This is a genomic window from Reichenbachiella agariperforans (genome assembly GCF_900142205.1).
GTDB lineage: Bacteria > Bacteroidota > Bacteroidia > Cytophagales > Cyclobacteriaceae > Reichenbachiella > Reichenbachiella agariperforans.
Genome location: NZ_FRAA01000014.1, coordinates 18,513 through 40,000 on the forward strand (window position 1 = coordinate 18,513; position 21,488 = coordinate 40,000).

Genomic DNA, 21,488 nt, shown 5'->3' on the forward strand with positions numbered 1-21,488 from the left:
TTTATCAAATAGAAGCTTTTTTTATGCCCGATGAGGAGTTAGGTAAACTTGACAAGTTTTTGTCTATTGTGATTTATTTTGTTTCGTATGCTCTAAAATGAGTTTGGCTTTGGCGGTTCCTATAAGCGTATTTAGATCTGCTTCACTTGCCTCAGCTATTTTCTTAAAAGACTTATATTCCTGTAGTAATAGTGTTCTGGTTTTTTCTCCTATGCCTTTGATCTGATCGAGCTCAGAGATCACTTGACCTTTGCTCCGAAGGTCTCTGTGAAAGGTGATTGCAAACCTGTGTGCTTCATCCCTTAATTGTTGTATTAGCTTTAGAGAGATAGATTTTTTGCTAATATGTATTGGTATACTGTCTTCAGGATAGTAGATCTCTTCTAATCTTTTGGCAATTCCAATGATTGGAATTTGTCCGTAAAGGTTTAAGTCTTTAAGAGCGTCACATGCCGCGCTGAGTTGGCCTTTACCCCCATCAACTATAATGAGTTGCGGGTAGGGTAGGTTTTCTTCTTTGAGTCGTTTGTATCGCCTGAAAACAATTTCATTCATAGAACCAAAATCATCAGGACCGATAATGGTCTTAATCTTGAAATGTCTATAATCTTTTTTTGAAGGTTTGCCATTTTTGAAGCAGACCATGGAGGCAACGGGGTTGGTGCCCTGAATGTTTGAGTTATCGAAACACTCAATATGAATAGGTAATTGTGTTAGCTTTAGGTCGAGTTGTAATTGCTTAACTAGTCGTTGATCTTTGTCTTTGGAGTCTTCGGATTTACTGATAGAGTCTTTTTTCTTATATAGCGCATTTTTTAGTGATAGTTCGATTAGGGACTTTTTGTCTCCTATTTTAGGCACAACTACTTCTATTGCTTCTTGCCAAGGTTCAAACGAGATATTACTAAGCACCAGTGATGCATTACTAGTGAATTGCTCTCTCATCTGCGTACAGATGAGCTGAATGATCTCTTCTTCCGTTTCGTCAAGTTTCCTTTTGACTTCAACTGTGTGGGATATATTAATCATGCCTTGATCTACTCGCATATAGTTGACGAAAGCTTTGTTTTCTAGTGAGGTGATAGTGACCACATCGATATTGCGAATGCTCGTGTTGACAATGATTGTTTTGCTCTGAAATTTGTCTAGTAGGTCTATTTTGTTTTTGAAAAGTTGAGCCTCTTCGAATTGTAAAGATTGTGCAGCTTCATTCATCTGGGATGAGTAAACATCTTTTACGATTTTGAGGTTGCCTTTGAGGATGTGTTTGACTTCATTGATCTCTGCCATGTAAGAAGATTCGGATTGGTGTCCTTCACATGGGCCGAGACAATTCCCGATGTGGTATTCTAGACAAATCTTGAATTTTCCTGCCTTGATATTGGCATCAGATAGGGTATAGTTACAAGTTCGTATTTTATAGAGTTTGTGTATGAGGTCGAGTACATTGTTGAGAGCTTTTACGTTGGTATAAGGGCCATAGTATTCTCCTTGGCCTTGATCATGTCTTCGCGTTGAAAAAACCTTTGGAAATCGGTCGTTGGATATACAAACGAAAGGAAAGCTCTTGTCATCTTTTAGTAAGATATTGAACCGAGGTTGATTCTCCTTGATTAGGTTATTTTCTAATAGTAGGGCATCAAATTCTGAGTCTACTACTACTACCTCTATTCTTCTGATTTCACGTACTAGCTTTTGAGTTTTCATGCTAACTCCTACCTGCTTGTTGAAGTAGCTTGAGACTCTTTTTTTGATGTTTTTGGCTTTGCCTACATAAATTAGTTCATCGTGCTTGTTGAAGTATTTGTAAACACCAGGCTCATTTGGGAGGTTCTTTACGTGCTCTTTTATGGGTTGTTCTGTTTCACTCAAGGTATACCTCCTGCTTAGAATTCCATGTTTTCTAGATCGTCTTCAATGTTGTCAATGCCCACACCGAGGGAGTCAGTTTCTGTATTCACACCGTTGTAAAGGTCACAATCTAGCTCTACATTTAGTGGCTGAGAAGGCTTTCTAAAGTAGCCTTTTTCTACACCTGTGAGTGGGTCTGCGTAAACTTTGAGCATGAATTTTTCCCAGATAGGTCTTGCGGTTCTAGCACCCTGTCCCATAGCCCAGTTACGGAAATGAACATTTGGATCATCCCCACCTACCCAGGCGCCGCCCACTAGGTTGTGCGTGACACCCATAAACCAGCCATCTGAAGCATTTTGGGTCGTCCCTGTTTTGGCTCCAATATCGTTATTATTCTTGAGTGACCAAGCTAGTCCTCGTCCTGTACCCCCTTCTTCTTCTACTGCTCCTTTGAGCATGTGTAGCATAAGGTAGGCTGTTTTCTCACTAATGGCTTCTCTTCTTTTGGGGATGAAATCTTCTAGTACTACACCATTTTTGTCCTCGATGCGCGTAATGTAATAAGGCTCTGTCCATGTGCCTTGGTTGACAAAGGTAGAATAAGCACCTACTAGCTCGTAGAGAGAAACATCTCCTCCTGCTCCTAAGCAAAGTGACGGGACGGCTGCCAATGGACTTTCGATACCACAGGCATGCGCCATATCTACGGCTGCTCTAGGGCTGATTTTTTGCATAATGTTTGCCGTGATGGAGTTTACAGAGCTGGCCATGGCTTTTCGGATTGTCATTTTTTCACCAGAGTATTTCCCATCGGCATTTTGAGGTGTCCAAGTTGGGTTTCCTGGGTCATCGAGTACCCATGTAACAGGTGCATCGACTACAGGATAGCAGGGAGGATAACCCAAATCAATAGCCGCAGCGTATACGAAAGGCTTAAAAGTAGAACCTGGCTGTCGCTTGCCTTGTTTGACATGGTCATACTTGAAATATTTGTGATCGATCCCGCCAACCCATGCTTTAATATGACCAGTCTGAGGTTCCATTGCCATGAAGCCTGCCTGCAAGAATTGCTTGTAATATTTTAGCGAATCGATGAGGCTAAAGGTCGTATCAATATCTCCGTCGTATGAGAAGACGGTCATTTTTTTCGGTAGATTCAGATAGTAGTCTAACGAGTCAGAGTCAGTACCGTATTTCTTCGCTAAGCTTCTGTAGTTCGGTGTACGCTTGATTGTATTGTCGATGAAGTCTAGTATCTCATTGCCATCTTTGTCTATCCATGGGGCGTGCCCTTGGAGGTGATGGTTGAATATATATTGTAGCGTATCCATTTGTTCGTCCATGGCTTCTTTGGCATACTGTTGCATGTGTTTATCTATGGTCGTGTAGATCCGTAATCCGTCAGCGAATAGATCATAGCCATTTTCGTCACACCATGCCATGAGTTTGTTTCGGATGACAAATTTGAAGTAAGCAGGGCCTTCATCTTGGTCAGCGACGTTGAACTGTAGACCAAAATCTGAGACAACTAGGCTGTCATATGATAGCTTGTCTATTTTCCCATACTTATGCAGATTGTAAAGAACTTCGGTTCTTTTGGCACGTGCATTCTCAGGATTCCTAATTGGATTGTACCGAGTGGGAGCGTTGATGAGACTGACCAAAATAGCGGCTTCCTTATAGGTAATCTCTGAGGGTAGCTTGTTGAAAAAGGTCTCGGAGGCTACTTTAATCCCAAAAGCGTTAGATCCGTATGTGATCGTGTTAAGGTACATCGCTAGAATTTCCTCTTTGGTATAGGAGGATTCGAGTTGTATGGCAATGATCCATTCTTTGATTTTGGTGATTACTTGACCGACTTTGGTGTTGGAGTAGAGTGAGCCTTGGTTGTCTGTAGAAGTGCCGTATAGGTTTTCGGCTAGTTGCATCGTGAGTGTACTACCACCGCCTTTGAACTGGAGCGTGAGCAGACCAGATGCTGCACGAAGTAGTCCTCTGAGATCTATCCCAGCGTGTTTGGTAAACCGAATGTCCTCAGTGACGAGCAAGGTGGTAATCAACTCTTGTGATAGCTCGTTGTAGCTAACTGCTGTACGATTGTGCCTATAGTAGCTCCCTATTTTCTCTTCTCCATCAGAATAATACAGAATAGAGGAAAGGTCTTCTTCGGGTTTTTCGAGACTTTGTAAACTAGGTAAGCCGCCAAACCAACCGTTCCAGTCGTTTTTGATCGAAGAAATGACCGTGCATCCACCGACAAAAGCCGACAAAACAATGGCCCACACCACATAAATCAGAATTTTGTAGATATTCATTGTACAGGGTAATTTTTGCTATAAAATGTGAGGTAACTGTCTAACTCCTTGGTCTGATAGAAGATATTGAAATTCTCTTTTGTGATCACGAAATTATAGAATTTGCCGCTCTTATTTATTTTTTCGCTAGGCTTTTGGTCAGTAATGATGTGGTTGAAATCTACAGCCGACTTTTTATCTGGAAATTCGGAGAGTAGTATCATGGAGTGTTTACTATCCAGTATGAGGTTCCCGATTTTCACGTTGATGTTATGGTCTTGGGTGATTTGCTTGAAATAATCTGGGAGAGTATTGGACAACTCCTCATCCGTCTCATAGACGAAGACAAAGAAGTGGGGTTCATCGAATTTCCGTATAAACTTTGCTTTTGAGCTGTTTACCAAATTGATATGAAACTGTTCGGAGGCCATGACTAGTGAATCTACGTAAGGGACTAGCTCGCTTTCGGGGTATTCTTTCAAGAAGTTGTTGAGTTCGTACTCGTATGTATAGACAGACTCGCTTTTACCATGAATGATGATTTTGAGTAGGTTGGCATTGTCTATGAAGTCATTGTCGTCATATTTTTTTAGACCGTCGTTTAGCAAATCGAGGGCTAAGGTGAGACTATCCTGTTGGTAGTAGGCGTAGGCTTCTGCGTATATTTTTTGCAGTTTCTCGCCTTCTATTTGCGAGTCGGCTCTATAGTTCGGGTTAATGATAAGTTTGGCATAGATACTTTCTGGCGCTTTGTTGAGCAGTTCGTTTTTGTAGAAATTGGACTTGGGTTCATTTCCCATTTCTTGTAAAATCAGGTAAAGTAGATACCATACTTCATGCGTATACTCTGATTCTGGAAATCGTCTTAAGAGGTCTTCGAAGGTGTCTACAGAGTTCTGGTGTTCTTCTAGGTCAAAATTATAGATGTTGCCAAGGTTGTACATGGCTACCTCGATCTCTGCGAGAAGTTTGGCTTGTTCAGCCTCTGTCTTTGGTACAGTAGCGATCAATGCATTTTTGTCGATTTTGAATGCTGACTCTCCGTCTTCGTTTTGGTCTTTCCCTTTACTGTCAGGTTCATTTTTAGGAGTGGGACTTCCTTCTTCAGTTAGGTTTTCTTCATCTAAGATGGCTGGCTTAATGGACCTGCGCCAGTTGTCTTCTAGTACCCTGTCTCCCCAGATGCTTTTGAACTGCATTTTTCCACGTGAGACGGCACTTGGGTTGTAGAAGTACCAAAGGCTGCCGTCATAGTTGTCACTCCCAAAAGTATGTGTGCCAGATGTTCCGAAGGGGTTGTTGTTTTGTTGAGCGATAAGGGCTTCTTGTCTCTTTTGGCGTTTTTCTTCTTCCGCTTGTCGTTGTTTTTCTGCTTCTTCCTCTTTGACTATATAGTCGTCCAAAAACTGGCTTAGTGCTTCATCTGACATGCTGGCGAGGTGTAGTAGGCTGTCATTGATAGCAATGACATTGAGTTGGGTAACGAAATTATCCAATACCAACTGTCGTGTTTTTATGGCTTCATATTCTAGCTCATCATTGGGCAGTACACTCATGGTACTGTCGTAGTATAGTTTAGCCATTTCATACTGAGCAAGGCTGTCGTAGTAGATTTTGCCTAGCTCCCAGTAGGAGTGGGCTTTTTGTCGGTTATTGTTAGTACTAGACCGTATAGAAGCGTTGTAGTGCTCCATACCCAACGCTAAGTTGCCATGTTTCACTTCGAACTTCGCCATTTCGTAGTAGATTTTGTCTTTGTACTCGACATTCTTCCTATCCTTTAGCAACTTTCTGAAATATTTCCGAACCTTTTTGAGGTCATTCGATTTAGCGAGATTGCTCACTTGCGCCATGTTTAGTTTAGTATAGAAGGCTAGCTCATAGGGTGGGTTTTCTTTCAGTGTGGATTTATAGTAGGAGTATGCCTCAGACTCGAAACCTAGTGATTGGTAGACTTGACCTATGATGAAGTTAATACGAGCTTTTTCTTTGCGGCTGGACATGAGAGTCACCGCCTGGGTGAGGTTTTGGACCATGTTGTCTAGGTCATCTCTCTTCTGATAGTAATAACCACGGGTCAGGTAGAGATCTTTGAGATTTTTTCTGTTCAGATTTTCACGTTTGAGATAGTCAGATACTGCGATGGCATTGTTGAGTTCGTCGTTCTCGATAAAAGTACGCATCAGAGCGACCAACGCTTCATGCTTTTCATTGTCTCCTTTGCCTTTTGTATTTACGTACTTAAAGGTCTCGATAGCATTGACATAGTCTACACTATAGAATCGTGCTTTCCCAACTAATATGTAGGAATTGTCTTCCCAGTTAGAGCCTTTGTGTAGCTGGATAGCGAGTGAGGCTTTGGTGATGCAATGTTCTATCTGCTCGTTGTAGGACTGCGCTAATATGGTGTCAAACTGAGGGAAAACAGGAAGGATGAGGTTGTAGTTCCATTCGTAGCTGTCTTCTATGATGGTTTCGATCTCTTTGATGTCCTCGTTGGCAATAAAGTAAGCATTGTAGTGCGAGGTGGTGTTGTGGTAGGAATTGCTAAATACGTTGGTCTTCTCTGGAGCACAAAAATAGAGCCCTTGAGTAACAATTAGAATCAATAAAATGCTCGCTTTGTTCAATGCTTTGTATTCTTGTGGACTTTGGACACGGCGCAATTAATATAATATTGCGTTACGAAGTATCCATTAATATATAATTTTACCGCAAATAATAAGTAGAGCTAATTGGAAAACAAAAAAACCTTATCAAACCGCCTCACGACCAAGTATTTGTTGATCGTACGAAATGAGGAGAATTTTGCAGAGAAGACTACCTATACCTTTACTTATGCAAAGATCATACTTTCGATAGTTTCTATTTTTCTATTGCTATCAGTATTGAGTTTCTATCTCACTACGACGCTTCTAGAAGAAATGTTTGACCCTCGTTTTGCACAGCTCACAGCTACTCGTGATGTAATTCGTCTCACCGAAAAGGTGGATTCGCTAGAGACCGAAGTGATCATGAAGGAACAGTTTATTGATAATTTTAAGATGATCGTATCAGGAGAGGATGATGCATTTGAAAAAGTAGAAGGAACTGAGAATATAGGGTCAACTGAAATCAAAGAAATCGTGCAGTCAGAGGAAAGTATAAACCCGATCGACTCACAGTTTAGAAAAGAATTTGAAAATCGAGGGGTAGATCTACAGTCATCTGAGTCGACACTATCGCAGGAGCTACAGGAGTTTTACCTATTCAAGCCTGTCGAAGGAATAGTCTCCGATGGATTTGATCCGCATCGTGACCATATGGGAATAGACGTAGTGGCCAAACAGGACGAGCCTGTAAAGGCAGTCGCAGACGGCACGGTCGTTTTTTCATCTTGGACACAGGATTCGGGATATGTCATATCGATACAACATAGAGGCAATTTAATCTCCATGTACAAGCACAATTCGGAATTATTCAAAAAGGTTGGTAATTTTGTAACTGCTGGAGAGGTAATATCAATAATTGGTAACACTGGCGAATTAACATCAGGGCCTCATTTGCATTTTGAGCTGTGGTATGATGGTAACCCGATTGATCCAGAAGAGTTCATTAGATTTTAAACCCATCTGTTATGTTTAATAAAAAGCAAGACGTGAAAGACGAACAAGAACTAAGTAATTCGAGCAATATCATCGGTAAAGGAACTGTCCTGTCAGGTGATATAGAGACCTATGGTAACATCAGAATAGAAGGCAAGATTGTCGGAAACATGAAGACAAAGTCTAAGGCTGCCTGTGGACATTCGTCTCATATAGAAGGAAACATCTTAGCACAGAATGCCGAGATCGCAGGCCATGTTACTGGCAAAGTAGAGGTATCCGAGTTACTTATACTCAAACCATCAGCAGTCATCAATGGTGATATTATTACCAATAAGTTGATTGTTGAATCAGGTGCTACTTTCAACGGAGGCTGTAAAATGGGCGTCACCATCAAAGAAATCAGAATTGGAGACCAATCAGAAGGGCATTCGCCCATCAGAAAAGCGGAGTAAAACTCCGGGGTACAACTACCTAAGATATTCGGGGCTAGCATTTCAGATGCTAGCCTTTATTTTATTGGGGGTGTGGGGAGGATATAAACTCGATGAATGGCTCGAAATGGAATATCCCGTCTTCACGATTGTCCTTTCACTATTTGGCGTGATTGGTTCACTTGTCAATTTGATCAAAAACTTACCGAAAGAATAAAATGACAAAAGGTCTCATTCGAATTACAGTGTTTTCTTTATTTCTTGTCTTTGTACAATACGTTGCAGCGCAGATCGTGTCTGTGGATCTATTACACCCATATCTTTTGTGGATACTGGTGTTTTTTTGGGTGGTGAGTTTAGGAATGCATGTGCTGTCGCACGTTGCTCATGATGCCTTAGATATGGATATGACATTGATTTTACTCGCTGGAGTGACAGGTAGATTGCTCATTGCTATCATTGCGATGGTGACTGTAGCACTCTTTGGCGTAGAGAACAAGAGTCTATTTATTATCAATTTTGCGGCGGTCTATTTGTTTTATTTAGTGTTTGAAATCAGTAGTGTATTGTCTAACTTGCGCTCGAATTTGAAGTAAGGGTAAATGAAGAAAATTATAACCGTTTGTAAGCAGTTTAAGGTCAGTATATTAGCCATACTCATGGTAATGGCAACCTCTGCAAGCGTTTTTGCCTCAGATACCACTGAGGGTGAGGCTTTCGATCCAGGTGCCATGATTACGCATCATATTGGTGACGATTATATCTGGCATTTTTTTGATGGTCACTACGGTACGCTGTACCTTCCTGTTATTCTATACACGGATCAGGGACTTGAGATTTTCTCCTCATCTAACTTCTACGACGAACATCACAATCAGGTTGAGTACAATGGGTACAAATTGGAGCACGGTTATATTGCTGCATTAGATGGAAGCCATCCTTTAGATTTTTCGATCACCAAGAATGTTGCTTCACTTTTTATCAGTGCGTTTTTACTTCTAGTAGTATTCTTTGTGGTAGCTAAAGGGTATAAAAACCCTAAGAAGGCTCCAAAGGGTATCCAATCCTTTTTCGAGCCGATTATTATTTTCATCAGAGATGAAATTGCGATTCCAAACATTGGTGAGAAACAACATAAAAGGTTTTTGCCTTTCCTATTGACATTGTTCTTTTTTATCTGGTTCAATAACCTACTTGGCTTGATGCCTGGAGGAGCTAACTTGACAGGGAATATTTCAGTGACATTTGTATTGGCATGTATCGTGCTAATCATTACTTTGTTTAGTACCAAAAAATATTACTGGCAGCATATCTTTGCTACACCTGGAGTGCCATGGCCAGTGATGATTATCTTGATTCCTATCGAATTGGTTGGGATTTTGACAAAGCCTTTCTCCTTGATGGTCAGACTTTTCGCTAACATCACAGCAGGTCATATCATCATTTTGAGTTTATTCAGTTTGATTTTCATATTTGAGAGCATGGCCGTAGCACCTGTGAGTGTGGCTTTTGCTATCTTTATGAACTTCCTAGAGCTATTTGTTGCCTTACTTCAGGCCTATGTATTTACCTTGCTGAGTGCAATGTATTTTGGATCGGCTGTAGAAGAGGCTCACCACTAGAATTTGAATGTTTAATTTATAAATATAAATACTATGTTAGCAAGTTTGTTAATGGACATGAGTTTTGCAATAATGGGTGCTGGTATCGGTGCAGGTCTTGTTGCGATAGGCGCAGGATTAGGTATCGGTAAAATCGGTGGTTCTGCTATGGAATCAATCGCTAGGCAACCAGAAGCTGGTGGTAAGATTCAAACTGCAATGATTATTGCAGCGGCTCTTATCGAAGGTGTTGCACTTTTCGGTGTGGTAGTTTGTCTACTAATATCGTTCAAGTAAAACGAATTTAAGTCTCTCTGAATTAGTCGGAGAGACTTATCTTTCTCATGTGATGCCCCTGTATAGGGGAGTCAACAGCAATTATCGCATGTGTAGCATGTGAATTAATATTCATCAAATTAGATAATAAAGAAATGGAATTAGTTACTCCAGGTATAGGGTTGATTTTTTGGCAGACGATTACGTTCTTAATCGTGTTGGGTCTGTTGGCAGCATTTGTATGGAGACCGATCACAGATGCTTTGAGAGCACGTGAGGGGTTCATCGCTGACTCTCTAGATGCTGCGGAAAATGCCAAAAAGGACATTGCCAAGCTAAAAGAGGATAACGAATACCTACTCAAAGAAGCACGGATCGAAAGAGATAAGATTTTGGCACAGGCCAATGAAGCAGCTAAGCAAATCAAGGAGGCTGCTAAAGAAGAGACCGCTAAGATCACCGCTAAGATGACCGCAGATGCTAAAGCAGTGATTGTTTCTGAAAAGAACGCTGCCTTGACTGAGGTGAAGGATTTGGTCGCTACGCTCTCTTTAGATATCGCAGAAAAGGTGCTGAGAAAAAGCCTAGAAGATAAAAAGGCGCAAGAGTCGCTGGTTAAAGAATTAATCAAAGACATCAAAGTAAGCTAATATGTCAGAACATAGGATAGCCTCAAGGTATGCTAAGTCTCTGCTCGATCTCTCGATAGAGAAGGGCACGCTAGAAGAGGTAGCAAAGGATATGGAACAATTTGCACAACTCTGTGTCTCCAATAGAGAGTTGTTCTTGCTAATGAGAAATCCAATTGTGTCACATGGCAAAAAACTATCCATTTTAGATAAGATCTTTGAAGGAAAGGTTAATGTTTTGACACTCTCTTTTTTCAAGTTATTGACTAAAAAGAAAAGAGAAAACCATCTCCCAGAAATCGCGCGTGAGTTTACCGCAGAGTATAACGCACACAAAGGAATAGTAGAATCTAGTATTACAACGGTAGCAGCTATTTCAGAAGATATCAGAACAGAGGTGAAGGCTCTCGTGAAGAAGATCACCAGTAAAAAGGAAGTCATCTTAGTGGAGCATGTTGACGAAGCATTGATTGGTGGTTTTGTGCTAAAAATTGCAGATAGACAAATCGACGATAGCGTCAGTAGTAAATTAAGAGAGCTGAAATTGAAATTCAGCCAAAGAAATTTTGTAAGTCAAGCCTAATATAGGCCCATAATCGAAGAATAAGTAAACGTATTATACAATGGCAGATGTAAGACCAGACGAAGTATCAGCAATATTGAGAGAGCAACTCTCAGACTTCAGAACAGAAGCTGAACTCGAAGAAATTGGAACTGTACTCCAGATCGGTGACGGTGTAGCTCGTATCTACGGCTTGACCCAAGCACAATCAGGTGAGCTTTTAGAGTTCGAAGATGGCCTCAAGGCCATGGTTCTGAACCTAGAAGAAGACAATGTAGGTGCTGTACTTCTTGGTGAATCTTCTCGTGTAAGAGAAGGTGACACTGTGAAGAGAACGAAGCAAATTGCCTCTATCAAAGCAGGCGATGGCCTATGTGGTAGAGTAGTGGATACACTGGGTAACCCTATCGATGGTAAAGGACCTATATCAGGAGAACTGTTCGAGATGCCTCTCGAAAGAAAAGCTCCTGGAGTAATCTACAGGCAGCCAGTAGATGAGCCACTTCAGACAGGTATTACTTCTATTGACTCGATGATTCCGATCGGTAGAGGACAAAGAGAGTTGATCATCGGTGACCGTCAGACAGGTAAGACAGCTGTAGCGATCGATACGATCATCAACCAAAAAGAATTTTATGAAAAAGGCGAGCCTGTATTCTGTATATATGTTGCGATCGGACAGAAAGCATCTACAGTAGCGGGTATCGTGAGTGCACTAGACAAAGCAGGTGCAATGGCTTACACAGTTGTAGTCTCTGCTTCTGCAGCTGACCCAGCTCCGATGCAGTTCTTTGCTCCATTTACAGGTGCAGCGATTGGTGAGTACTTCCGTGATACGGGACGTCCAGCCTTGGTAGTATATGATGATTTGTCTAAGCAAGCAGTTGCTTACCGTGAGGTTTCTCTTCTACTAAGAAGACCTCCAGGACGTGAGGCTTATCCAGGTGATGTATTTTATCTTCACTCAAGATTGCTCGAGAGAGCTGCTAAGTTGAATGAGAATGATAACATCGCTCAGGACATGAATGATTTGCCAGAGTCGCTCAAGGGTAAAGTGAAAGGCGGTGGATCATTGACCGCACTACCGATTATCGAGACGGCTGCAGGTGACGTGTCTGCTTACATCCCGACTAACGTGATTTCTATTACTGATGGTCAGATCTTCTTGGAGACAAACCTTTTCAACTCGGGTATCAGACCTGCGATTAACGTCGGTATCTCTGTGTCTCGTGTAGGAGGATCTGCTCAGATCAAATCTATGAAGAAAGTAGCGGGTACCTTGAAATTGGATCAAGCGCAGTTTAGAGAACTAGAGGCATTTGCCAAGTTTGGGTCTGATCTGGATGCTGCTACTAAGTTGACGATCGAAAGAGGTCAGAAGAACCAAGAGATCTTGAAGCAAGCGCAGTATTCTCCGATCCCAGTAGGGGAGCAGGTAGCGATTATCTATGCTTCTACTAAAGGTTTTATGGACAAAGTGCCTGTAAACAAAGCCAGAGAGTACCAAACTGAACTGATCAACTTGATGAGAGGTCAGCACAGTGATTTGATCGCTCAGCTGGCTGCTGGTAAATTCGATGACGAGTTGACTAAGAAAGTAGGTGCTGTTGCAGCAGAAGTAGCTAAAAATTTTGAAGTAAAAAAATAAGCTGAAATGGCTAATTTGAAGGAAGTAAAGAATAGGATTCAGTCTGTCACCTCGACGCAGCAGATCACCAGTGCCATGAAAATGGTCGCAGCTGCTAAGTTGAAACGTGCACAAGATCGCATCACGCAGATGAGACCTTATTCTCAAAAGCTAACAGGGATTCTACAGAATGTATCTTCGGCATTGGATGGTGATATCGAAAATGCTTTTGGTGAAACCAGAGAGGTAGAAAACGTACTGTTGGTAGTGGTTTCTTCTGACAGAGGGTTGTGTGGTGCTTTTAACAACAACATCTTTAAAGCAGCGGTCAACTTGATCAATGATAAGTATTCGTACGAGCAAAAGCATGATGGTGTACACATTTTACCAATAGGTAAGAAGGCCTTTGAATATTTCTCAAAGCGTAAGTATAGCGTTGTGGACGACTACTATGACATGTTCCAAGATTTGACTTTTGACAAAGTAAAGAAGGCTGCTGAGTTTGCGATGGAGGAGTTTAGAGAAGGGAATTATGACAAGGTGGAGCTGGTCTTCAATGAGTTCAAAAATGTTGCCACTCAAATCGTGAGAACGGAAGAGTTTTTGCCGTTACAGTCTGTTGTGCCTAAGGATGGTGAAGCGAAAAAGAAGGATGTTGATTACTTATTCGAGCCATCGGCACAGTATGTGGTCAATGAACTCATTCCTAAATCTCTCAAGATTCAGTTTTACAAGGCAGTGTTGGAGTCGAATGCTTCAGAGCACGGTGCTCGAATGACAGCCATGGGACAAGCTACTGATAATGCTGGTGATTTGTTGAAACAGCTGAAATTGACCTACAATAGAACGCGTCAAGCAGCTATTACGAAGGAAATCTTAGAGATTGTAGGTGGGGCAGAAGCGCTCGCTAGCAATTCTTAATTCGAATAATATTGAATATATTCAAAGCCCTGATTGTTAGATCAGGGCTTTTTTTGTACCATACTTTTTATGAATGATAGGGGATGGGGAGACTTATAGCGGTTTTGAAATGGCTAACATGGCTATCGATAGATATTGGATTAGGAGCAGTAGTGTTGACCAATAGCATTGCCTACTTATTTGGAGTAGATATGGATGGCTCTATATCTGTTGCTTTGTTCGTTTGTGTATGGTTGATTTATACGTTAGATCATTTGCTTGACGCAAAAAAGCTCAAGAAAGAGCCAAGTATGGAGCGTCATGCATTTCACTATAGGAATGCATCATGGATATTCTCGGCTTGGATTATCATCGCGGTGTTTAGCTTGTTTCTCGTTTTTTTCTTACCTACTACGACCTTGTTGTATGGGGTAGTGGTTGCTGGTCTGGTGGGAGTATATATTATGTTGGCTTGGTGGCTTAGGGTGTTTGTTGCGAAGGAGTTTCTGATTGCCGTACTGTATGCTGTTGGCGTGTTTATTGGTCCATTGTCCAGAGGGTTGTCGTTGGAGCTGAAACCAACTATAGTTTTTGTTGAACTGGCACTGTTGGCATTGATCAATTTGATGTTGTTTTCGATGTACGAGCAGGAGAAGGATGCCAAAGATGGCTTTAGTTCTTGGGCGACTATTTTTGGGTCTAGCCAACTCAGATCCATCTTGAAGTTGGCATTGCTATCTTTGACGATTGTTTGGGGCTATGGCTTGACGTTGGGTGATGATATGCGATGGCTTCCTTTTCAGCTAATTATTGGTGCGATGGGAGTTTTTTTAGCTTGGCTTTACTGGAAAAGAGACTTCTTTCATGCAAATAAATCTTATCGGGTGATTGGTGATGCGGTTTTCTTTTTTCCGGTGTTGATATTTCTGCTATGAATAATTTTGATCGGATCGCTCCCATATATGATAGACTGGCTAGTTTGGTTTTTTGGGGGAACATCAATCGCGCCGCTCGGACATGGCTGGATACTATTCCAGTTGGTAGCCATGTGTTGATCATAGGAGGTGGTTCGGGTCAAGTACTTGAAGACCTATGTCTGCTTCATCTTGATTTGAAAATCACTTATATAGAATCGTCACCAAAGATGATTTACCTCGCCCAAAAACGAAGTTTAGGGAGCAATAAAGTTCATTTTGTTTGTGATCCTTTTCCTAATGCGAAGACGGATCAATTGTTCGATGTGGTAATTGTTAGTTATTTTCTGGACTTGTTTTCACAGGTAGATCTTAAAATCATGATTAGAAATATCTATGATTTGCTTTATAGTGATGGAATGTTACTTGTTACAGATTTTCATATTTATAAACGTAACTATTTCCATCAAATCATGACACGGTGCATGCATATCTTCTTTAGAGTATGTGCTGATTTACAAAGTAGGAGGTTACAGGATATTCATCAAGAGTTGCTTAATCATGGGTTTGTGCTGAAGAATAATAAGCTTTTTTTTCAACGATTTATTTTTTCAGCGACTTATTTCAAGGAAAATAACGGTTGAGCCGTTTTCATTGTTATAGCAAATAACCTACATTATTTTGTCCAAAAGGAAACCTTGTCTATGTAGAGGTGTCTATGGGGTGTAAAAGTAAGAAAAGTCAGTGCAAAGAGACATTCATAAGGAGGTGATAGCCAAATGCCAACAAGGGGATCGCGCAGCGCAATACGAATTGTATCGCCTGTACTCACATGCCATGTATAATATCTGCCGTAGGATGATTCCTGATGATGATGATGCGAAGGATCTATTACAGGAGGTTTTTATCGAGGTGTTTGGTCAGATAAAAAAATTGAACGATATCAATTTTTTTAGTGCTTGGATCAAGCGTGTGACTATTAATAAGTGTCTGAATGCTTTGAGAAAGAAAAGGCTTTTTGTGATGTCATTAGATGAAGGTATCGACCCGCCGGAGGAAGTCTTGGAAACATATGATCAGGACGTTATGGCGCATGATGTCAAGAGTATTTTACATGCCGCAGAGAACCTGGCACCTGGTGCTAGAACAGTATTCAATTTGTATCTTTTTGATGGGTATGATCATCAAGAGATTGCTGATATACTACAGATTTCAGTGTCGGCATCTAAGTCTCAGTACTGTAAGGCTAAGGCTAAAATTAGAAATATATTGATGAGTGCTAAAGATCAGAAATATGGAACGGGATGATTTGAAACGTTTTGTAGAGGAGACTCGTGGAGCATTTGATGTTCATGAGCTGGATACGGATTTATGGTCTGGTATCGAAGGAAAACTTGGAGAGGCAGAACAAAAGCACCGTGTTATGTCATGGCGTGGTGTACGGAGGTATGTTGCCGTAGTATTGGTATTAGTGGTTTCTTCGGCAGGAATCTTGGGCTGGTTGTCTGAGCCATCGAACAACTATGAAAGAACAGAGCTGACAGAAGTAGAATCTTACTATCAGAATAAAATTGACATTAAGGTTTCCAAGATCTCTGCCTTGGAAGCTGACAAGCAAATTTTGGAAGGACTTGATTTGTTGGATCAATCTTTTATGGAGCTAAAGGAAGACCTCAAAGACAATGCGGACAATGAGGAAGTAATTAACGCGATGATTTCTACCTATCAGGTCAAACTTCAGATTTTGGAACGTATACTCGACGAGTTGGAAGAGAAGAAACAAAAAATCGATGCTTAGGTATTTACGATATTGGCCCTTATGGTTGGCGATTGTTTTGACGCCTAGTTTGCTGGCGTGGGCTCAGCCAGTACAGCAGTTGACCAAAACGGTATCGAGCTCCTATGCTGTGACTAAAAATACTACAGTAGACTTGTCTAATAAATATGGACAAATATTGATTTCCACATGGAAGGAAGATTCTGTAGTCGTCAATGTCACTATTACAGCATACGAAAAGAGTAATGAAGCCATCGGTAAATTGATGGATCGTGTCATGGTGGATGTGCACTATTTCGGAGGCTTTGTGACGGTCAAAACGATTTTGGACAAGAACTCTAGTTTGCTCAAGGAGCGGTGGAATAGTCTGATGGATGATTCGAAGACACTCACCAACAAAAACAAAATTTCGATAGATTATAAAGTGACCATTCCTGAAGGCTCTACGCTGGTTTTGGAGAATAAATTCGGAGACGTTTACATCAGTGGCCGTGTGTCTAGTCCAAACATATCCATGGCACATGGAGATCTGAAGGCACATGTATTTGACGGTTTGACAAGGATGGATATGAGCTTTGGGAAGATTAATGTTAAGCAAATTGATCAGGGATTTTTAAATCTGCGTAGTGCAGATTTGGTTTTACAAACAACTGGTGATTTGGACTTGACTAGTAGTTCGTCTGTTGTCAATATCAATGAGGTAAACAACATGAAGTTAGACTCTCGAAATGACAAGGTGATCATCAATCATATTCAGATGCTGAGGGGTACTTCCAGTTTTACTGACATGAAAATAGAACGGTTAGATGGTTTTGTTAACTACCACCTCAAATATGGAGAGGTAGTTATTTCGAATGTCCAGTCTGCATTTTCTAATCTCGATATACAGTCTGATTCTGGTGATATCAATGTGACTTTTGATCCTGGGGCGTATGTGTCTATGAATATCACTGGGAGTCAAGATAACCTATACCTGTCTAAGAACTTGCTCCAACTTGATAGAACAGTCATTGATGAAAAAGATAAAATAGTTACTTTGATTGGGTCCGCAGGATTAAAAAAGGACGTGCAGAGTTCTGTCAATTTATCCAGCAATTCTGGAGATATTTTTGTTTATCTATCAGATCAAAAGGGAGTTAAATAGAATAGTATGAGTTTAAAGAGTAGACTATTAGTTGGTTGGTTACTGCTGGGAATGGTGTCTTTCGTTTTTCCATCACTGGCGCAAAGCCAAGATTATGAGCGTTCTGCTGGAGTCAGGCTAGGGAGTACATCTGCTTTGACCTTCAAAAGATTTTTGGGAGAGGAGCAAGCGATTGAATTTTTGTTGAGTGGCCGAGATCATGGCGTTCAATTGACGAGTTTATATATCAAGCATCATCAAATGTCTTTGGGCACATTTGAAAACTTCTATTTTTATGCTGGTGTAGGTGGGCATGCTGGTTATCAAAAGAATAGCGATATCACTAAAGTACGAGACCCTCAAGATTCAGAATTCTATTACTACAAGGAAGATGAGTTTGTAGAGTTAGGGGTTGATGGTTTGGTAGGCATAGAGTGGCGCATATTTAGTATTCCCTTATCGATTAGCGTGGACATCATGCCGCATCTGACTTACGTTGGATTTGCAAAGGTGAACGGTGATTTTTGGGATGGATCCCTCGGTATCAAGTATATATTCTAAAGAAGGATGAAAAGATTAATTATAATAGTTTGTATTGGGTTACTTAGCCAGCAGCTCTATGGTCAGCAAAGGATAGATAACGGTCAAGATGAAATCAAGTCACTGATTAGAAAGGGTGATAGTAACTTGACGGGGTTTGGCAGTTTGGATTTCAAGGCAGGTACGACTAAAGATGAAATGGCCATGCTCATAGGAGTACATGGAGGAGTGCTGATAGATAAGCATGTTATTTTAGGAGCGGGAGCTTATGGATGGGCTGTCAAACCCAGTTTTAGTGGTGTCTTTGAAGGAGGGGGGCAGGATGATTTAGAGTTGAATGGTGGGTATGCTGGGGTTTTGTTGGGATATAAGCTGTTCCCAAAATCCATTGTGCATGTGAGCTTTCCCGTTTTATTAGGTGGAGGGAATGTTCAGGTCATAGATCCCAACTATTTTTTTAGGTACGATGATGATACTGATTTTTCGATTGAGCAATCGAACTTTTTTGTAGCAGATGGAGCGACTCAGTTGGAGCTCAATGTCTCGCATGCTTTTAGGCTAGGGATAGGTGTTGGTTATAGATATGTCAACGGTACGAGACTGGACACCCTGACAGATGAGGATTTATCAGGGTTTTATGGAATGGTATCAGTACAGCTGGGATATTTTTAGCTGCTTTTGATTAATTCCAGGATGTCGTCGATGTATTCTCGGTTGTTGGCTAGTCTGGGCACTTTGTTTTGTCCTCCCAGTTTCCCTCTTTTTTTCATCCATTGATAGAATGTACCAGGCTCAGCTATATGAACAACTGGTATTTTAAGTGCTAGGTTTTTGTAGCGTTTGGCATCATAGTCCGAGTTGACTTCTCGAAGTTTCTGGTCAAGGATTTCAGTGAAGTACGCTAGATCTGCTGGTTTTTTATTGAACTCAATAACCCATTCGTGACTACCCTCACTTTTGTCTGTGAAATACATAGGTGCAGCGGTGAAGTTGTCTATCATAGCGCCAGTTTTTTCACATGCGTCAGAGATAGCGGTTTCAGCATTTTCTACGACTAGTTCTTCACCAAATGCGTTGATGAAATGTTTGGTTCTCCCTGCGATTTTAATGCGGTAGGGATCTAGAGATGTGAATTTGATGGTATCTCCGATGCTGTAGCGCCATAGTCCAGCGTTGGTCGTGATGAGCATGGCGTAGATTTCTCCTAATTTCACCTCCGATAGACTAATAGCCTTTGGCTCATCTTTTTGTATCTCATGATAGGGGATGAATTCGTAGTAGATGCCATAGTCTAGCATGAGTAGGAGTTCTTCCGAATCTTTTTGATCCTGTATCCCAAAAAATCCCTCAGAGGCATTGTAAGTTTCTACATAGCGCATACCACTGGAAGGAATCAGTTGTTTGAACAGGTTTCTATAAGGAGTGAACGAGACAGCTCCATGAAAGAACACTTCTAGGTTGGGCCAGATCTCTGTGATGTCTTTGGCTCCTTTCATTTCCATTAATCGCTGGAGTAGTAAAATAGTCCAGGTAGGCACTCCAGATATACTTGTTACATTTTCGTCTATAGTTGTCTCTGCTAGTTTTGCGATTTTTTCTTCCCAGTTATCCATAAGGGCAATTTCGAGCGACGGGGTTCTGATGATCTGTGCCCACATGGGGAGATTCTTCATGATGACCGCTGAGACATCTCCATAATATGAGTTGGCTTTGGGATCGAGTTCGTTGAGTTGATGACTGCCTCCTAGTGCCAGTCCTTTCCCAGAAAACATTTTGGTATCTGGGTAGTTGTTAACATAGATAGAGATGAGGTCTTTTCCTCCTTTGAAATGACAATCTTCCAATGCTTCGGCTGACACGGGGATGAACTTGCTTCGTGCGTTTGTAGTACCTGACGATTTAGCAAACCACTTTACATCTGTGGGCCAAAGCAGTTTTTCCTCTCCCTTCATTCTTCGTTCGATGTAGGGGTAGATTTTTTCATAAGTGTGCACTGAGACTTGTTCCCGGTACTGCTCTATGTTTTGTATGTCTGCAAATCCATGTTTTTTACCAAATTCAGTTTTTTTGGCGGTTTGAAGTAGCTTGCTTAAGCGCTCCTCTTGGACTTCATGCGGGTATTTCATGAAGAGCTCTATTTGATGAATGCGCTTCTTCATGACCCAGGTCATAATAGAATTTAGTATTTCCAATCTGTCTTAGATTTTTCTCTTGAGTTCAAAATGCCTACCAAGGTATACACGACGCACTTGTTCGTCAGCAGCTAGGTCTTCCGCGGTTCCTGATTTTAGCAGGTTTCCTTCGAACATGAGGTAGGCTCTATCTGTGATAGATAAAGTCTCATTCACATTGTGGTCAGTGATCAGAATCCCAATATCTTTGCTCTTCAATTGAGACACGATGCTTTGTATCTCTTCAACAGCAATCGGGTCTACTCCGGCAAAAGGTTCATCGAGTAATACAAAATGAGGATCAATAGCCAAGGCTCTTGCGATTTCGGTTCTGCGTCTTTCTCCTCCTGATAGTGACTGCCCCAGGTTCTTTCGCACTTTGGTTAAGCTGAATTCTTCTAGTAAGTACTCTACCTTTTCTTTCTGATCTTTTTTAGGGATGTTCCGCATTTCTAACACGGACATGATATTTTCTTCAACGGTCAGCTTCCGAAACACCGATGCTTCCTGAGCCAAATAACCCACCCCGAGCTTAGCGCGTTTGTACATGGGTAGCTCTGTGATATCACGGTCATCTAGGTAGATATGGCCTTCGTTGGGTTTGACTAGACCAGTGATCATGTAAAATGACGTGGTTTTGCCAGCACCATTGGGCCCCAGCAGACCAACGATCTCTCCTTGATTCACGGTGACAGAAATCCCTTTGACTACCGTTCGGCTTTTATACTTCTTAATTAAATTTTCTGCTCTCAGTTGCATGCTTGTATCTAATTGACGCTAGATCGTTTTTTGGCAATTTTAACCATAATAATTTAAATCAATGAGCTCTCATCATAAACTCTAAGGTCTTTGATCATCAGTTGCAAAGAGGTGTTTCCTCTAAAATTATTTTCTTCTATCGTATAAACCATATCAAAGGATTGACTGACAGTATCCTGATGATCATTCATCCCAAACCCAATAGCGTCAAATACTTGGCTATCTTCTTGATAAACAGCTAGCTTAAGGTGTTTTTCTTTGAGCAGACGGGCGTCGCTCTTTAGGCGGATATTTCGACTAATGAATACAGGTTGCATATTGCCTGGCCCAAAGGGACCCATTTGGTTGAGTATGCTATAGAACTTAGTAGTGATTTGATCTAGTTTGATTTCTGCATCAATCACTATTTTGAGAACCTTGTCCTCTGGGGTGATGACGGCACT

23 protein-coding genes (1 of these 23 only partly in view) are annotated in these 21,488 nt (G+C 41.2%); 17 read left to right on the forward strand and 6 right to left on the reverse strand.

Annotation, left to right across the window (positions count from 1 at the left end):
- Window positions 1-63 precede the first annotated feature (63 nt).
- The 3 genes from uvrC to porW are packed head-to-tail and all read right to left on the reverse strand — an operon-like array spanning window position 64 to window position 6,757.
- Window positions 64-1,872 carry an excinuclease ABC subunit UvrC gene (uvrC, locus tag BUB99_RS19700; protein ID WP_073125633.1) on the reverse strand — a complete coding sequence of 603 codons (1,809 nt, stop codon included), beginning with the start codon at window positions 1,870-1,872 and terminating at the stop codon, window positions 64-66.
- A 14-nt stretch (window positions 1,873-1,886) separates the two neighbouring features.
- Window positions 1,887-4,169, reverse strand: a complete 2,283-nt coding sequence (locus BUB99_RS19705; RefSeq protein WP_073125635.1) for a transglycosylase domain-containing protein — start codon at window positions 4,167-4,169, stop codon at window positions 1,887-1,889.
- Window positions 4,166-6,757: a type IX secretion system periplasmic lipoprotein PorW/SprE gene (porW, locus tag BUB99_RS19710; protein WP_139281124.1), complete on the reverse strand. Its 2,592-nt coding sequence runs from the start codon at window positions 6,755-6,757 to the stop codon at window positions 4,166-4,168. The genes BUB99_RS19705 and porW overlap by 4 nt, the downstream gene beginning before the upstream one ends.
- Before the next feature lie 126 nt (window positions 6,758-6,883).
- Between porW and BUB99_RS19715 the strand changes: the two genes are divergently transcribed.
- The 17 genes from BUB99_RS19715 to BUB99_RS19795 all read left to right on the forward strand — a co-directional run bounded on the left by BUB99_RS19715 (window position 6,884) and on the right by BUB99_RS19795 (window position 18,787).
- Window positions 6,884-7,753: a M23 family metallopeptidase gene (locus BUB99_RS19715; RefSeq protein ID WP_073125639.1), complete on the forward strand. Its 870-nt coding sequence runs from the start codon at window positions 6,884-6,886 to the stop codon at window positions 7,751-7,753.
- Between the two features lie 11 nt (window positions 7,754-7,764).
- The gene (locus tag BUB99_RS19720) at window positions 7,765-8,187 is read left to right on the forward strand and encodes a bactofilin family protein (RefSeq protein ID WP_073125642.1); all 423 of its coding nucleotides are present in this window, start codon (window positions 7,765-7,767) and stop codon (window positions 8,185-8,187) included.
- On the forward strand, window positions 8,087-8,383 hold the full coding sequence (locus BUB99_RS20715; RefSeq protein WP_262501930.1) for an AtpZ/AtpI family protein: 297 nt from the start codon (window positions 8,087-8,089) through the stop codon (window positions 8,381-8,383). Before BUB99_RS19720 ends, BUB99_RS20715 begins: the two co-directional genes overlap by 101 nt.
- Window position 8,384: 1 nt before the next feature.
- Entirely contained in the window at window positions 8,385-8,762 is a 378-nt protein-coding gene (locus tag BUB99_RS19730) for a hypothetical protein (RefSeq protein ID WP_073125647.1), read from the forward strand.
- Between the two features lie 6 nt (window positions 8,763-8,768).
- Entirely contained in the window at window positions 8,769-9,788 is a 1,020-nt protein-coding gene (gene atpB / locus BUB99_RS19735) for a F0F1 ATP synthase subunit A (protein WP_073125648.1), read from the forward strand.
- 33 nt (window positions 9,789-9,821) lie between these two features.
- A complete protein-coding gene (gene atpE / locus BUB99_RS19740; protein ID WP_073125651.1) occupies window positions 9,822-10,064 on the forward strand; it encodes an ATP synthase F0 subunit C in 243 nt (80 codons plus the stop codon).
- 134 nt (window positions 10,065-10,198) lie between these two features.
- Window positions 10,199-10,693: a F0F1 ATP synthase subunit B gene (gene atpF / locus BUB99_RS19745; protein WP_073125653.1), complete on the forward strand. Its 495-nt coding sequence runs from the start codon at window positions 10,199-10,201 to the stop codon at window positions 10,691-10,693.
- Between the two features lies 1 nt (window position 10,694).
- The gene (gene atpH / locus BUB99_RS19750) at window positions 10,695-11,255 is read left to right on the forward strand and encodes an ATP synthase F1 subunit delta (RefSeq protein WP_073125655.1); all 561 of its coding nucleotides are present in this window, start codon (window positions 10,695-10,697) and stop codon (window positions 11,253-11,255) included.
- A 40-nt stretch (window positions 11,256-11,295) separates the two neighbouring features.
- Window positions 11,296-12,882: a F0F1 ATP synthase subunit alpha gene (atpA, locus tag BUB99_RS19755; RefSeq protein WP_073125658.1), complete on the forward strand. Its 1,587-nt coding sequence runs from the start codon at window positions 11,296-11,298 to the stop codon at window positions 12,880-12,882.
- A gap of 6 nt (window positions 12,883-12,888) precedes the next feature.
- On the forward strand, window positions 12,889-13,782 hold the full coding sequence (gene atpG / locus BUB99_RS19760; RefSeq protein WP_073125661.1) for an ATP synthase F1 subunit gamma: 894 nt from the start codon (window positions 12,889-12,891) through the stop codon (window positions 13,780-13,782).
- Window positions 13,783-13,865: 83 nt separating this feature from the next.
- Window positions 13,866-14,696 carry a UbiA family prenyltransferase gene (locus BUB99_RS19765; protein ID WP_073125664.1) on the forward strand — a complete coding sequence of 277 codons (831 nt, stop codon included), beginning with the start codon at window positions 13,866-13,868 and terminating at the stop codon, window positions 14,694-14,696.
- Window positions 14,693-15,319 (forward strand): class I SAM-dependent methyltransferase, encoded by a 627-nt coding sequence (locus tag BUB99_RS19770; protein WP_073125666.1) that lies wholly within the window; start codon window positions 14,693-14,695, stop codon window positions 15,317-15,319. The genes BUB99_RS19765 and BUB99_RS19770 overlap by 4 nt, the downstream gene beginning before the upstream one ends.
- Window positions 15,320-15,419: 100 nt before the next feature.
- On the forward strand, window positions 15,420-15,983 hold the full coding sequence (locus BUB99_RS19775) for an RNA polymerase sigma factor (RefSeq protein WP_073125668.1): 564 nt from the start codon (window positions 15,420-15,422) through the stop codon (window positions 15,981-15,983).
- On the forward strand, window positions 15,970-16,473 hold the full coding sequence (locus tag BUB99_RS19780) for a hypothetical protein (RefSeq protein ID WP_073125671.1): 504 nt from the start codon (window positions 15,970-15,972) through the stop codon (window positions 16,471-16,473). Before BUB99_RS19775 ends, BUB99_RS19780 begins: the two co-directional genes overlap by 14 nt.
- Window positions 16,466-17,596, forward strand: a complete 1,131-nt coding sequence (locus BUB99_RS19785; protein ID WP_139281125.1) for a DUF4097 domain-containing protein — start codon at window positions 16,466-16,468, stop codon at window positions 17,594-17,596. Before BUB99_RS19780 ends, BUB99_RS19785 begins: the two co-directional genes overlap by 8 nt.
- 6 nt (window positions 17,597-17,602) lie before the next feature.
- Entirely contained in the window at window positions 17,603-18,136 is a 534-nt protein-coding gene (locus BUB99_RS19790; RefSeq protein WP_139281126.1) for a hypothetical protein, read from the forward strand.
- A gap of 6 nt (window positions 18,137-18,142) precedes the next feature.
- Window positions 18,143-18,787, forward strand: a complete 645-nt coding sequence (locus tag BUB99_RS19795; protein ID WP_073125679.1) for a hypothetical protein — start codon at window positions 18,143-18,145, stop codon at window positions 18,785-18,787.
- On the opposite strand, the gene BUB99_RS19800 is transcribed toward BUB99_RS19795, so the two are convergent.
- The 3 genes in view from BUB99_RS19800 to recJ are tightly spaced (at most 53 nt apart) and all read right to left on the reverse strand, a layout consistent with a single transcriptional unit that may run on beyond the window.
- Complete coding sequence (locus BUB99_RS19800) at window positions 18,784-20,286, reverse strand: GH3 auxin-responsive promoter family protein (RefSeq protein ID WP_170863860.1); 1,503 nt, start codon at window positions 20,284-20,286, stop codon at window positions 18,784-18,786. The genes BUB99_RS19795 and BUB99_RS19800 overlap by 4 nt on opposite strands.
- A gap of 27 nt (window positions 20,287-20,313) precedes the next feature.
- Window positions 20,314-21,045 carry an LPS export ABC transporter ATP-binding protein gene (gene lptB / locus BUB99_RS19805; RefSeq protein WP_073125685.1) on the reverse strand — a complete coding sequence of 244 codons (732 nt, stop codon included), beginning with the start codon at window positions 21,043-21,045 and terminating at the stop codon, window positions 20,314-20,316.
- Window positions 21,046-21,098: 53 nt separating this feature from the next.
- Window positions 21,099-21,488: the 3' portion of a single-stranded-DNA-specific exonuclease RecJ gene (gene recJ / locus BUB99_RS19810; RefSeq protein ID WP_073125688.1), read on the reverse strand. Its footprint extends 1,317 nt past the window's final position; only the last 390 of its 1,707 coding nucleotides appear in the window; its start codon lies off the right edge, out of view — the gene reads right to left on this strand; it ends in the stop codon at window positions 21,099-21,101.